Here is a 14,036-nt window from a genome sequence, read left to right on the forward strand (position 1 = left end):
TTCTGGTCTAGTGGTGTGCCGGTGTGAGCGGCACGTGGGTGGTGCAGGCGCAGTCGCCGTTGGCGATGGTGGCCAGTCGCTGGACGTGGGTGCCGAGGATCTCGGACATCGCCTCCTTCTCGGCTTCGCACAATTCCGGAAACTCTTCGGCGACATGCGAGACCGGGCAGTGGTGCTGGCAGATCTGAATGCCCTGCATCGGGCCGCCGACCCGCGTCGTCGTCGCCGCGTAACCGGCCTTGGTCATCGCGTCGGCGACCCGCTCGGCCGTGGACTCGACGTCGTCGGGGCCCTGCGCCACTCCCGCGAGGATGGCGTCGATACGGCGCCGGGCGAACGTCTGCACCGCCTGGTCGCCGCCGATTTCGCGGAGTTGGCGGATCGCGGCGGAAGCCAGGTCGTCGTAGGTGTGCTCCAGCTTGGCCCGTCCGGCCGCGGTGAGCCGGTAACGCTTGGCGGGCCTGCCGCGGCCTGCTTGCTGCCACGCCGCCGCGGCGTTGGCCTGGGCGTCGCCCGCCTCGATCAGCGCGTCGAGGTGCCGGCGCACGCCCGCCGCGGAGATGCCCAGCCGCTGGCCGATCTCGGCGGCGGTGATCGATCCCGACTCAAGCAGGAGCTGCACAATTGCCCGGCGGGTCTGCCCGTCGTGCACGACGGTGCCCACCACGGGCACAGCGTCAGCATCGGACGGGAATTTCACAACACCAGTGTTACGCAATTGCCCGAACAGGTCTAGCAAGGGCACCCTTAGCAAGCTGAGGGCGAAAAAGCCGCCGGTTAGAGTGCTGTGGTGGCAGCCCGCCAGCTTTCGCTGAGTTCGTCAATCGCCCGCCTGCACGGCGATGAACGCACTGTAGGCGCGCCTCTCAACGACGCCGAATTCCGTGCCATGCGCCGCACCCGGTTGTTCGGCGCCACCGGAACAGTGCTGATGGCAATCGGTGCGCTGGGTGCCGGCGCCCGACCCGTGGTCCAGGACCCCACCTTCGGCGTGCGGCTGCTGAACCTCCCGTCGCGCATCCAGACGGTGTCGCTGACGATGACCACCACGGGCGCGGTGATGATGGCGCTGGCCTGGCTGATGCTGGGCCGCTTCGCCCTCGGCAACCGGCGGATGTCGCGCAGTCAGCTTGATCACACTCTGCTGCTGTGGATCGTTCCGCTGCTGATCGCTCCGCCGATGTACAGCAAGGACGTCTACTCCTATCTGGCGCAGAGCCAGATCTCGGCGAACGGGCTCAATCCCTACAAGGTCGGGCCCGCCCCGGGGCTGGGTTTGGACCACGTCTTCACCCTCTCGGTGCCCAGCCTGTGGCGCGAGACGCCCGCGCCGTACGGCCCGCTGTTCCTGTGGGTGGGACGCGGAATCTCGGCGCTGACCGGAGAGAACATCGTCGCCGCCGTGCTCAGTCATCGCGTGGTGGTGCTGCTCGGCGTCGGGATGATCGTGTGGGCGGTACCGCGGCTGGCCCGCCGGTGCGGCGTCGCCGAGGTCAGCGCGCTGTGGCTGGGTGCGGCCAATCCCCTGCTCCTGATGCATCTGGTCGCCGGTATCCACAACGAGGCGTTGATGCTGGGCCTGATGCTCACCGGAACGGAGTTCGCGCTGCGCGGCATCGACTCCGCCAAGCCGCTGTGGCCGCGTCCGATGCACTGGCCGCACGGGCGCGACCAGTGGGCCCAGTGGATGCCGCCCGCGATGCTGGTGTTGGGTTCCGTGCTGATCACGATGTCCTCGCAGGTGAAACTCCCGGGGCTGTTGGCGCTGGGCTTCGTGGGCATGGCCCTGGCGTACCGCTGGGGGTCGACCGTCAAGGCGTTCGTGCTGGCGAGCGCGTTCATGACATCGCTGTCGCTGGTGGTCATGGCGATCATCGGCTGGGCCAGCGGCCTGGGCTTCGGCTGGCTGTTCACCCTCGGCACCGCCAACGTGGTGCGCAGCTGGATGTCACCTCCGACGCTGCTGGCGCTGGGCACCGGCCAGGTCGGGATCCTGCTCGGGCTGGGTGACCACACCACCGCCGTGCTGTCGCTGACCCGCGCCATGGGCGTGCTGATCATCATGATCACCGTCACCTGGCTGCTCCTGGCCGTGATGCGGGGCAAGTTGCATCCGGTCGGCGGTCTGGGTGTGGCGCTGGGCGCGACAGTCCTGCTGTTTCCCGTCGTGCAGCCGTGGTACCTGCTGTGGGCGATCATCCCGCTGGCAGCCTGGGCCACCCGCCCGGGCTTCCGCATCGCGACCATCGCGGTGTCGCTCGTCGTCGGGATCTTCGGGCCAACCGCCAACGGCGACCGCTTCGCCCTGTTCCAGATCGTCGACGCCACCCTGGCCAGCACGGTGATCGTGCTGATGCTGATCGCGGTGACGTTCCACCGGCTGCCCTGGCGCAAGGTGCCCGGAACCAACGAAACGTTCAGCGGTCAGGAGCCCGACACCCCGGCCACACCGGAGTCCGCGGAGCCCGCCACCGAACCACCGACGCCGCGCCCGGCGCCCGGCGCATACGCTGAGTCACCGTGAGTTCCGGCCGCGAAATCCCCGTGCGACTGCGCGGGGTGTCCAAGCATTACGGGTCGACGACGGCCGTGGCGAATCTCGATCTCGAGGTGCACGCCGCCGAAGTGCTGGCCCTGCTGGGCCCGAACGGGGCAGGCAAGACCACGACGGTCGAGATGTGCGAGGGCTTCACCCGGCCCGACGGCGGCACCATCGAGGTGCTGGGCCTGGACCCGGTCGCCGACAACGCGCGGGTGCGCGAGCGGATCGGCGTCATGCTGCAGGGCGGCGGCGGCTACCCCGCGGCCCGGGCCGGCGAGATGCTGAATCTGGTGGCCTCCTACGCCGCCAATCCGCTCGACCCGGCCTGGCTGCTGGACACCCTGGGGCTGACCGACGCCGCCCGCACCACCTACCGCAGGCTCTCCGGTGGCCAGCAGCAGCGGCTGGCGCTGGCGTGCGCCCTGGTCGGCAGGCCCGAGCTGGTCTTCCTCGACGAGCCCACCGCAGGCATGGATGCGCACGCGCGGCTGGTGGTGTGGGAGCTCATCGACGCGCTGCGCCGCGACGGCGTGACGGTGGTGTTGACCACCCACCAGCTCAAGGAGGCCGAGGAGCTCGCCGACCGGATCGTGATCATCGATCATGGCTCGGCCGTCGCATCGGGCACACCCGCGGAGCTGATGAACTCCGGCGCCGAAGGACAGTTGCGATTCTCCGCGCCCCGCCAGCTCGACCTGTCGCTGTTGATCGCGGCGCTACCGGAAGGCTATGCGGCCAAAGAGGTTTCGCCCGGCGAATACCTGGTGGAAGGCAAGATCGACCCGCAGGTGCTGGCAACGGTCACAGCCTGGTGCGCACGGCTCGACGTGCTGGCCACCGATGTGCGGGTCGAGCAGCGCAGCCTCGAAGACGTGTTCCTGGAGTTGACCGGTAGGGAGTTGCGGTCATGACGAGCGAGCTCTTTCCCCCGGGCACCTTCGCGCCCGACCCACGGCCCAGCACCGTGCCGCGGATGCTGGCCGCGCAGTACGGACTCGAACTGAAACTGTTGCTGCGCAACGGTGAACAGCTGCTGCTGACGATGTTCATCCCCATCACGCTGTTGATCGGGCTCACCCTGTTGCCACTCGGGTCGTTCGGCACGCACCGGGTCGCGGTGTTCGTCCCGGCGATCATGGCGCTGGCGGTGATCTCCACGGCGTTCACCGGCCAGGCCATCGCCGTCGCGTTCGACCGCCGCTACGGGGCACTGAAACGGTTGGGCGCCACCGCACTTCCGGTGTGGGGCATCATCGCCGGCAAATCGCTGGCCGTGGTGACCGTGGTGTTCCTGCAGGCGTTGCTGCTCGGCGGCATCGGTTTGGCCCTGGGTTGGCGCCCGCACCCGGCGGGCCTGCTGCTCGGCGCGCTGGTGATCGCGCTGGGCACGGCGGGGTTCGCGGCGATGGGTCTGCTGCTGGGCGGAACGCTGCGCGCCGAGATCGTGCTGGCCGTCGCCAACCTGCTGTGGTTCGTGTTCGCCGGGCTGGGGGCGCTGACCTTGGAGACCGGCGCGATTCCGCGTGGGGTGGCCTGGGTGGCGCGGCTGACGCCGTCCGGGGCGCTCACCGAAGCACTGACCCGGGCGATGTCGCTGTCCGTCGACTGGTTCGGCATCGCGGTGCTCGGGGCGTGGGGCGTGGTGTCGGCGCTGGCGGCGCTGCGCTGGTTCCGGTTCACCTGAGCCAGATCCCTACTACGCCGATCCCTACTACAGGGCGTAGTTAGACGTCCTCTACGATCAGGCCGTGCCCGTCGGACGGTTTTTCCTGCGGCTGGTGGACCTGCTGCCACTGCCGAGCCTGCGCGTCCAGCGCATCATCGCCGCCGCGGTCATCCTGACCCAGGGCGGTATCGCCGTCACCGGCGCGATCGTGCGGGTCACCGCATCCGGCCTCGGCTGCCCCACCTGGCCGCAATGCTTCCCCGGCAGCTTCGTCCCGGTCCCGCACGCCGCGGTCCCCGGCATCCACCAGGCCGTCGAGTTCGGCAACCGGATGATCACCTTCCTCGTCGTGATCACTGCGATCCTGGCCGTCCTGGCCGTCACCCGCGCCCGCCGCCGTCGGGAGGTGCTGATCTACGCCTGGCTGATGCCCGCGTCGACGGTGGTGCAGGCGGTGCTCGGCGGTATCACCGTGCTGGCCGGGCTGGCGTGGTGGACGGTCGCGATCCACCTACTGGCGTCGATGGCGATGGTGTGGCTGGCCACCCTGCTCTACGTCAAGATCGGCGAACCCGACGACGGTATCTCGACGGCGCTGGTGCCCAAACCGCTTCGGCATCTGACCGTGCTGGGCGCACTGACCCTGGCCGCGACGCTGACCACCGGAACCCTCGTGACCGCCGCAGGCCCGCACGCCGGCGACAAGAGTCCGCAGCGCCCGGTGCCGCGGCTCGAGGTCGAGATCCTCACGCTGGTGCACATGCACGCGACGCTGCTGATCGCCTACCTGGCGCTGCTGATCGGGCTGGCCGCCGGATTGCAGGCGGTGTTCGCACCGCGGTTCATCATGAAGCGGTTGGCGGTGCTGGTGGGTTTGGTGCTGGCCCAAGGACTAGTCGGCGCGGTGCAGTTCTTCACCGGCGTGCCTGCCGCACTGGTGGCCGTGCACGTCGCGGGCGCGGCGGCCTGCACCGCGGCCACCGCGGCGCTATGGGCGTCGATGCGACAGCGGGCCGAGCCCAAGACGCTCACACGCTGACTCCACCTCGAGTGCGAACGCACGCTGCTGCAGGTCGCGGGTCCGCTCGTCGAGCTGGCGCCAGCCGAGCCCGGGCTCGATCACCTCGAGCTCCAGCACCAGCGGATCGTCGGCGCCGCCGATGAGATCGACTCGGGCATAGAGCAATTCACTGGCCTCGATACCCAGATGGCGACTGGCGGCAGCCAGCGCGGCCACGCCGACATCCCACATCTCGAAGTCCGGATCGGCCGAGGCCAGCGACTCCTCCACGTAGGTGCCGGACTCGTGCAGCGTCGGCGACTCCCCTTCGGGCGGCAGCATCGGGCCTTTGGTGAACGCGTGGGACTGCCGGCCCCCGAGGAACACCAGCGCGGTCTCCCCCTGCTCCACGCGGGCGTCGTAGGGCTGCACCAGCGCCGTACGCCCGCTGTCCTGCAGCGCGGCGACGTGTGCGCGTGCGGCGGCCCGGTCGACGAACCGGCCGGTGTCGATCGAGCCTGCGCCGATCGCGGGCTTGATCACCACCTCGCCCGTGGGCAGGTGCACCCTGTCCCCCGGTGCGAAGAAATCCGACGGGACGGTCGGTACGCCCGCGTCGGCCAGATCCTGCAAATAGTGCTTGTCGCTGTTCCACGCCACCACGTCCGGAGCGTTGAGCAGGTGGCGCACCCGGCGGGTCCAGGCCAGGAACTCCTCGCGACGTTCGGCGTAATCCCAGGCGGCGCGCAGGATCACCAGGTCGGCGGTCTCGGTCTGCGGGTCGTCCCAGGACAGCCAGCGGGCGTGCAGCCCGCGGGTCCGCAGAGCGGCGATCAGGCCGTCGTCGTCACCGTCACCGGAAACGAGCTGCGGGCAGCCGGCCAGCACGATGCTCGGATGGAAGACGTCGGGACGTGCCAGATTCGGGCGGGCGCTCACAGCAGGGATGATAGTGACATGCACGCAATCGAAGTCGCCGAGACGGGCGGTCCCGAGGTCCTGAACTACGTCGAGAAGCCGCAGCCCACACCCGGGCCGGCCGAGGTGCTCATCCAGGCGGATGCGATCGGCGTCAACTACATCGACACCTACTTCCGGTCCGGTCTGTATCCGCGGGAGCTGCCCTTCGTGGTGGGCACCGAGGTGTGCGGAACGATCGTCGCGGTCGGCGACGACGTCGCGGCGATCGCGCCCGGCGATCGGGTTGTCACCGCGGTGGCATCCGGAGCCTATGCCGAGTTCTGCACCGCGCCAGCTGATTTCGTCGCCTACGTGCCTGATTCGGTGCCATCGGACGCCATCGCCTCGGCGCTGCTCAAGGGGATGACCGCGCACTACCTGATCAAGTCGGTGTATGCGGTGCAGGCCCGCGATTTCGTGCTCGTGCACGCCGGGGCCGGCGGCGTCGGACTGATCCTGACCCAGTGGGCGACCAGCCTGGGCGCCCGGGTGATCACCACCGCCTCCAGCCCGCAGAAGGCAGAGCTGTCCCGCCAGGCGGGCGCGATCGAGGTACTGGACTACCCCGAGGACCCCGCCGACTTCGCCGCCGCGATCCGCGACCTCACCAACGGTCACGGTGTCGCCGCCGTCTACGACGGCGTCGGCAAGACCACGTTCGACGCCAGCCTCGCGAGCCTGGCGATCCGCGGCACCCTGGCACTGTTCGGCGCGTCCAGCGGACCCGTCCCGCCGGTGGACCCGCAGCGGCTCAACGCCGCCGGGTCGGTGTTCCTGACCCGGCCCAACCTCGCCCACTTCACCCGTACCCCGGACGAATTCGCGTGGCGCGCGGGTGAACTACTCGATGCGATCGCCTCCGGTGCGATCACCATCACGGTCGGCGGCCACTACCCCTTGGCCGAAGCCGCGCAGGCGCACCGGGATCTCCAGGGCCGCAAGACCACCGGCTCGATCGTGCTGCTGCCGGCGACTAGCTGAACAGTGTCGGCAGCGCCAGCGCCGAGTCGACGGCGAGCGCGACGAACACCAGCGCCAGGTAGTTGTTCGACTGCAGGAACAGTCGCAGCGGCTTCACCGGGTTGCCGCGACGTACGCCGGCATGCAGGCGATGCGCCATGATCAGGAACCAGGCCCCGGCCAGTGCGGCCACCGAGCCGTACAGCCAGCCGGCCGCCGGCGCGAGCGCCAGCGTGGCGATCACGGTCAGCCAGGTGTAGATCAGGATCTGCTTGGTGACCTGCAATTCGGTGGCCACCACCGGCAGCATGGGCACGCCCGCGGCGCGGTAGTCGTCCTTGTACTTCATGGCCAGCGCCCAGGTGTGCGGCGGCGTCCAGAAGAAGATGATCGCGAACATCACCAGCGCCTGCCAGCCGATCGTGTCGGTGACGGCCGACCAGCCGATCATCACCGGCATGCAGCCGGCCGCACCGCCCCACACCACGTTCTGTGAGGTGCGGCGCTTGAGCAGCAGGGTGTAGACGAGCACGTAGAACGCGATCGTGGCCGCGGCCAGGTGCGCCGACAGCAGGTTGGTGGTCCACCACAGCCAGAAGAACGATCCGACCGAGAGCGTCAGCCCGAACACCAGGGCATGGCTGCGGGGCACGGTGGCCCGGGCCAGCGGCCGCCGTTCGGTGCGCTTCATCACCTTGTCGATGTCGGCGTCGGCCACACAGTTGAGCGTGTTGGCGCCTGCCGCGGCCAGCAGACCGCCGAACAGGGTGTTGAGGATCAGCGGCAGATCGACGGTGCCGCGGCCGGCCAACAGCATGGCCGGAATGGTGGTGACGAGCAGCAGCTCGATGACCCGCGGCTTGGTCAGGGCGAGGTATCCCAGCAGCCTGTCGCGGAACCGAACGGGCGCCCCGTCAACGAGGTGCACTTCGCGAACTCTCACGCAACTGACTCCTGACCCGACGATCTACTACAGAGGATGGTAGTCGGCCGCGGACCGTCCCTGACACCGACGGGTCGATTCACGGCGATTCCACCGTGATGACACAGTTCCTCCTGTAGAGCTTCACCCGCGGGTAACGCTGGTAGCAGCACTATGCAGCCGAGCACCGAGCAGCACTAGGGTGAAGAGGACCACCCCAGCTTGCCGCGTTTTGACTAAGCCAGGAGCGAGTTTGTGACCACTGTCGAAGAGATCGCCACGCTGACCCAGCCCCACCATCCGGACGATTGGACGCCAGTCGATTCGAAGGCCGTCGACACGGTCCGGGTGCTGGCCGCCGACGCCGTGCAGAAGGTCGGCAACGGCCACCCGGGAACCGCCATGAGCCTGGCGCCGCTGGCCTACACGCTGTTCCAGCGGGTGATGCGGCACGATCCGAGCGACACCCACTGGCTGGGTCGCGACCGGTTCATCCTGTCCTGCGGCCACAGCAGCCTGACGCTGTATCTGCAGCTGTACTTGGGCGGGTTCGGCCTGGAGCTCTCCGACATCGAGTCGCTGCGCACCTGGGGTTCCAAGACCCCCGGCCACCCGGAGTTCCGGCACACCCTTGGCGTGGAGATCACCACCGGCCCGCTGGGTCAGGGCCTGGCATCCGCGGTCGGTATGGCGATGGCCGCACGCTACGAGCGCGGCCTGTTCGACCCCGACGCCCCGGCCGGCACCAGCCCGTTCGACCACCACATCTACGTGATCGCCTCGGACGGCGACATCGAAGAGGGCATCACCAGCGAGGCGTCGTCCCTGGCGGGCACCCAGCAGCTGGGCAACCTCATCGTGTTCTACGACCACAACAAGATCTCGATCGAGCACGACACCGACATCGCGCTGTCCGAGGATGTCCCGGCCCGCTACCGCGCGTACGGCTGGCACGTCCAGGAAGTCGAGGGCGGCGAGAACGTCGTCGGCATCGAAGAAGCCATCGCCGAGGCCAAGAAGGTGACCGACAAGCCGTCGTTCATCGCGGTCCGGACGATCATCGGTTATCCGGCGCCCACCAAGATGAACACCGGTGGGGTGCACGGCGCCGCGCTCGGCGACGACGAGGTGGCCGCCACCAAGAAGGTCCTCGGTTTCGACCCGGACAAGAAGTTCGAGGTGCACGACGAGGTCATCGCGCACACCCGCAAGCTTGTCGACCGCGGTCGCGAGGCGCACGAGAAGTGGCAGGGCGACTTCGACGCCTGGGCGCAGCGCGAACCGGAGCGCAAGGCGCTGCTGGACCGGCTGCTGGCGCAGGAACTGCCCGACGGCTGGGACTCCGACATCACCTACTGGGAACCGGGTTCCAAGGCGGTCGCCACCCGCGCCGCCTTCGGCCAGGTGCTCAACGACGTCGCACCGAAGCTGCCCGAATTGTGGGGTGGCTCAGCCGATCTGGCCGGTAGCAACAACACCACCATCAAGGGCGTCAAGTCGTTCGGGCCGCCGTCGATCTCCACCGAGGACTTCACCGCCGACTGGTACGGCCGGGTGCTGCACTTCGGGATCCGCGAGCACGCGATGGGTGCGATCCTGTCCGGCATCGTGCTGCACGGGCCGACCCGCGCCTTCGGCGGTACGTTCCTGCAGTTCTCCGACTACATGCGGGCCTCGGTGCGGCTGGCGTCGCTGATGGACATCGACACCATCTACATCTGGACGCACGACTCGATCGGTCTTGGCGAGGACGGCCCCACCCATCAGCCGATCGAGCACCTGGCCGCGCTCCGGGCGATCCCGAAGCTGTCGGTGGTGCGTCCCGGCGATCCGAACGAGACCGCCTACGCCTGGCGCAGCATCATCGCCCGCGGCAACGGTGCCGGGCCGGTCGGTTTCATCCTGACCCGCCAGGGCATTCCGGTGCTGGAGGGCACCAGCGCCGAGGGCGTCGAACGCGGTGGCTATGTCCTCGGTGGTGGCAACCCGGCCGATGACGCCGACGTGATCATCATCGCCACCGGATCCGAGCTGCAGCTGGCAGTCGACGCGCAGAAGTTGTTGGCGGCCAAGGACATCAACGCCTACGTGGTGTCTATGCCGTGCGTCGAGTGGTTCAACTCGCAGCCGCAGGAATACCGCGACAGCGTTCTGCCGCCCGACGTGTCGGCCCGGGTCGCGGTGGAAGCCGGAGTGGCGCAGAGCTGGTACCGGTTCGTCGGCGACACCGGCGAGATCATCTCCATCGAGCACTACGGCGAATCCGCCGACGACAAAACCTTGTTCCGCGAGTTCGGGTTCACCGCCGAAGCTGTCGCCGACGCCGCGGAACGTGTGATCGACAACTAACCCGCACGACCAACTGAAGGGAACGTCATGGCACAGAATCCGAACCTCGCCGCACTGTCGGCGGCCGGTGTGTCCGTCTGGCTCGACGACCTGTCCCGGGACCGGTTGCGGTCGGGCAACCTGCAGGAGCTGATCGACACGCACAGCGTGGTCGGGGTCACCACCAACCCGTCGATCTTCCAGGCCGCCCTGTCCAACGGAAATGCCTACGACGCACAGGTTTCCGAGCTCGCCGAGCGTGGCGCCGACGTCGACGCGACGATCCGCACCGTCACCACCGACGACGTCCGGGAGGCCTGCGACGTACTGCGACCGCAGTGGGAGGCCTCCGACGGCGTCGACGGCCGGGTCTCGATCGAGGTCGACCCGCGCCTGGCCCACGAGACCGACAAGACCATCCTGCAGGCCATCGAGCTGTGGAAGATCGTCGACCGGCCCAACCTGCTGATCAAGATCCCGGCCACCGAGGCGGGCGTGCCCGCCATCGCGTCGGTGCTGGCCGAGGGCATCTCGGTCAACGTGACCCTGATCTTCTCCGTGGAGCGCTACCGGCTGGTGATGGACGCCTACCTGCAGGGCCTGGAGAAGGCCAAGGAAGCCGGCCACGACATCTCGAAGATCCATTCCGTCGCTTCGTTCTTCGTGTCCCGGGTGGACACCGAGATCGACAAGCGGCTGGAACAGATAGCGTCCGACTCCGTAAATGACTCAGCGTTGGCGCTGCGCGGCCAGGCCGGGGTTGCCAACGCGCGCTTGGCGTACGCGGCCTACGAAGAGGTGTTCCTCGGTGGCGACCGCTTCAGCGCACTGGCCGATGCCGGCGCCCGCGTGCAGCGTCCGTTGTGGGCGTCCACGGGTGTCAAGAATCCGGACTACTCCGACACTCTCTACGTCACCGAGCTGGTCGCCCCCAACACGGTGAACACCATGCCGGAGAAGACGATGGACGCAGTGGCCGACCACGGGGTTGTCACCGGCGACACAATCACCGGCACTGCGGGCGCGGCGCAGGAGGTGTTCGACAAGCTCGACGCCATCGGCATCGACCTGCGTGACGTGTTCCTGGTCCTGGAGAACGAGGGCGTCGAGAAGTTCGAGAAGTCGTGGCAGGAACTGATCGACGCGACCCAGGACCAGCTCAACGCCGCGGCCAAATGACGGACCGTCCCGTACCCGGGGTGGTAGCGCCCGCTCCGACCAGCTGGCACAACCCGCTGCGCGACAAGCGGGACAAGCGGATGCCGATGATCGCCGGCCCCTGCGGGGTGGTGATCTTCGGTGTCACCGGCGATCTGGCCCGCAAGAAGCTGATGCCGGCGATCTACGACCTGGCCAACCGCGGCCTGTTGCCGCCGTCGTTCTCGCTGGTCGGTTTCGCCCGGCGGGACTGGGCCGACGAGGATTTCGGCGCCATCGTGCACGACGCGGTCTGCCAGCACGCCCGCACCCCGTTTCGCCAAGAGGTGTGGGACCGGCTGGCCGAAGGCTTCCGGTTCGTCCAGGGCTCCTTCGACGATGAGGCCTCGTTCGGCCGGCTGGCCGAAACGCTGGAAAAGCTCGATGTGGAACGCGGCACCGGCGGCAATCACGCCTTCTACCTGTCGATTCCACCGAAAGCCTTCCCGGTGGTGTGCGAGCAGCTGAAGAAGTCCGGGCTGGCCCGCCAGCAGGAGGGCCGCTGGAGCCGGGTGGTCATCGAGAAGCCGTTCGGCCATGACCTGCAGAGCGCGATCGAGCTCAACCAGGTGGTCAACAGTGTGTTCCCCGAGGAGTCGGTGTTCCGCATCGACCACTATCTCGGCAAGGAGACGGTGCAGAACATCCTGGCGCTGCGCTTCGCCAACGAGTTGTTCGAGCCGATCTGGAACAACCATTACGTCGACAGTGTGCAGATCACGATGGCCGAGGACATCGGCTTGGGTGGTCGCGGCGGCTACTACGACGGGATCGGGGCGGCGCGCGACGTCATCCAGAACCATCTGCTGCAGCTGCTGGCGCTCACTGCGATGGAAGAGCCCGTCAGTTTTCACCCGGACGAGGTGAAAGCCGAGAAGATCAAGGTGCTTTCGGCGACTTCGCTGGCGCAGCCGCTGGATGCCACCTCCTCACGGGGCCAGTACACCGCGGGATGGCAGGGTGGCGAGAAGGTCGTCGGGCTGCTCGACGAGGAGGGCTTCTCGAAGGAGTCCACCACCGAGACGTTCGCCGCGATCACCCTCGACGTCGATACCCGGCGCTGGGCCGGTGTGCCGTTCTATCTGCGGACCGGAAAGCGGTTGGGCCGCAGGGTGACCGAGGTGGCGCTGGTGTTCCGGCGAGCTCCTCACCTGCCGTTCGACGCGACGATGACCGAGGAATTGGGCAAGAACGCGTTGGTGATCCGCGTCCAGCCGGATGAGGGCATCACGCTGCGCTTCGGGTCGAAGGTGCCCGGCAGTGCCATGGAGGTCCGCGACGTCAACATGGACTTCTCCTACGGGTCGGCATTCGCCGAGGATTCACCGGAAGCCTACGAACGGCTGATCCTCGACGTACTGCTCGGCGAGCCGTCGCTGTTCCCCGGCAACGCCGAAGTCGAATTGTCTTGGGAGATACTCGATCCCGTGCTGGATTACTGGGCTTCCCACGGTAAGCCTGATCCCTACGAGTCGGGCACCTGGGGACCCGACTCGGCATTCGAAGTGCTGCAGCGATCCGGTCGTGAATGGAGGCGTCCCTAGTGATTGTCGACCTGCCCGATACGACGACCAACGTGCTCAACAAGAAGATCACCGCGCTGCGTGAAGAGGGCGGGGCGATCACGCTGGGTCGGGTGCTGACCCTGGTCGTCGCACCCGACACCGAGGCCCGGGTCGAGGACTCGATCGAGGCGGCGGTGGCGGCGAGCCGCGAACATCCCTGCCGCATCATCGTGGTGGTCCCGGCTGACCGACTGGCCAACGAAGCGCGGCTGGACGGTCAGCTCCGCGTGGGCGCCGACGCAGGTGCGGGCGAGGTGGTGGTGCTGCGGATCTCCGGTCCGCTGTCCAACCACGCCAGCAGTGTGGTGTTGCCCTTCCTGCTGCCCGACACCCCGGTGGTGGCGTGGTGGCCGGGCGTCGCGCCGGCCAACCCCGCCGAGGACCCGTTGGGGCGCTTGGCGATTCGCCGGATCACTGATGCCACCGGAACCGAAGACCCGCTGGCGGCGATCAAGAGCCGGCTGAAGGGTTACACCGACGGCGACACCGATCTGGCGTGGAGCCGGATCACCTACTGGCGCGCACTCCTCGCGTCGGCGGTGGACCAGGCGCCGTACGAGCCCCTGACGTCGGCGTCGGTGTCCGGCCTGAAGGACGAGCCGGCCCTCGACATCCTGGCGGGCTGGCTGGCCAGCCGGATCGACGGCACCGTGACCCGTTCCGTCGGCGAGTTGAAGGTCGAGCTGGTGCGCGCCTCCGAGACCGTGACACTGGCCCGCCCACAGGAGGGCGTGACCGCCACCCTGACCCGCACCGACCGTCCGGAGGCGCTGTTGCCGTTGCCGCGGCGGGAGACCCGGGAATGCCTTGCCGAGGATCTTCGCCGGCTCGACGCCGACGAGATTTACCACGAGGCGTTGGCGGGTATTGAAAAGGTGCAGTACGTCTAGTCGAAC

At 68.2% G+C, this 14,036-nt stretch carries 12 protein-coding genes; 9 read left to right on the forward strand and 3 right to left on the reverse strand.

The features are described from left to right. Positions 1–7: 7 nt before the first annotated feature. On the reverse strand, positions 8–754 hold the full coding sequence (locus tag AB4879_RS05580) for a metalloregulator ArsR/SmtB family transcription factor (protein ID WP_102808005.1): 747 nt from the start codon (positions 752–754) through the stop codon (positions 8–10). Positions 755–790: 36 nt separating this feature from the next. On the opposite strand from AB4879_RS05580, the gene mptB reads away from it, so the two are divergent. The 4 genes from mptB to AB4879_RS05600 all read left to right on the forward strand — a co-directional run bounded on the left by mptB (position 791) and on the right by AB4879_RS05600 (position 5,247). Continuing rightward, positions 791–2,524: a polyprenol phosphomannose-dependent alpha 1,6 mannosyltransferase MptB gene (gene mptB, locus AB4879_RS05585; RefSeq protein WP_370506784.1), complete on the forward strand. Its 1,734-nt coding sequence runs from the start codon at positions 791–793 to the stop codon at positions 2,522–2,524. Then, the gene (locus AB4879_RS05590) at positions 2,521–3,453 is read left to right on the forward strand and encodes an ABC transporter ATP-binding protein (protein WP_036337866.1); all 933 of its coding nucleotides are present in this window, start codon (positions 2,521–2,523) and stop codon (positions 3,451–3,453) included. Before mptB ends, AB4879_RS05590 begins: the two co-directional genes overlap by 4 nt. Further along, positions 3,450–4,226, forward strand: a complete 777-nt coding sequence (locus tag AB4879_RS05595) for an ABC transporter permease (RefSeq protein WP_370506785.1) — start codon at positions 3,450–3,452, stop codon at positions 4,224–4,226. The genes AB4879_RS05590 and AB4879_RS05595 overlap by 4 nt, the downstream gene beginning before the upstream one ends. Positions 4,227–4,317: 91 nt before the next feature. Then, positions 4,318–5,247, forward strand: a complete 930-nt coding sequence (locus AB4879_RS05600) for a heme A synthase (protein WP_199189924.1) — start codon at positions 4,318–4,320, stop codon at positions 5,245–5,247. Here the strand turns inward: AB4879_RS05600 and AB4879_RS05605 are convergent. After that, positions 5,197–6,147, reverse strand: coding sequence for a RimK family alpha-L-glutamate ligase (locus AB4879_RS05605; protein WP_370506786.1), 951 nt, complete (start codon positions 6,145–6,147; stop codon positions 5,197–5,199). The two genes, AB4879_RS05600 and AB4879_RS05605, sit on opposite strands and share 51 nt — an antisense overlap. Positions 6,148–6,165: 18 nt before the next feature. Between AB4879_RS05605 and AB4879_RS05610 the strand changes: the two genes are divergently transcribed. Beyond that, on the forward strand, positions 6,166–7,149 hold the full coding sequence (locus AB4879_RS05610; RefSeq protein WP_370506787.1) for a quinone oxidoreductase: 984 nt from the start codon (positions 6,166–6,168) through the stop codon (positions 7,147–7,149). On the opposite strand, the gene AB4879_RS05615 is transcribed toward AB4879_RS05610, so the two are convergent. Then, positions 7,142–8,071 (reverse strand): heme o synthase, encoded by a 930-nt coding sequence (locus AB4879_RS05615; protein WP_370506788.1) that lies wholly within the window; start codon positions 8,069–8,071, stop codon positions 7,142–7,144. The genes AB4879_RS05610 and AB4879_RS05615 overlap by 8 nt on opposite strands. Positions 8,072–8,305: 234 nt before the next feature. Here AB4879_RS05615 and tkt point away from each other — a divergent pair, with 234 nt between their 5' ends. From tkt to opcA, 4 genes are read left to right on the forward strand one after another with little or no spacing between them, the layout of a single operon-like run. Next, positions 8,306–10,399 (forward strand): transketolase, encoded by a 2,094-nt coding sequence (gene tkt, locus AB4879_RS05620; RefSeq protein WP_102807997.1) that lies wholly within the window; start codon positions 8,306–8,308, stop codon positions 10,397–10,399. A 27-nt stretch (positions 10,400–10,426) separates the two neighbouring features. Then, positions 10,427–11,557, forward strand: a complete 1,131-nt coding sequence (gene tal / locus AB4879_RS05625; protein WP_370506789.1) for a transaldolase — start codon at positions 10,427–10,429, stop codon at positions 11,555–11,557. Further along, positions 11,554–13,119, forward strand: coding sequence for a glucose-6-phosphate dehydrogenase (gene zwf / locus AB4879_RS05630; RefSeq protein ID WP_370506790.1), 1,566 nt, complete (start codon positions 11,554–11,556; stop codon positions 13,117–13,119). Before tal ends, zwf begins: the two co-directional genes overlap by 4 nt. After that, positions 13,119–14,030, forward strand: a complete 912-nt coding sequence (gene opcA / locus AB4879_RS05635) for a glucose-6-phosphate dehydrogenase assembly protein OpcA (protein ID WP_370506791.1) — start codon at positions 13,119–13,121, stop codon at positions 14,028–14,030. Before zwf ends, opcA begins: the two co-directional genes overlap by 1 nt. Positions 14,031–14,036 lie beyond the last annotated feature (6 nt).

Source organism: Mycobacterium sp. SA01 (assembly GCF_041287105.1).
Taxonomy (GTDB): domain Bacteria; phylum Actinomycetota; class Actinomycetes; order Mycobacteriales; family Mycobacteriaceae; genus Mycobacterium.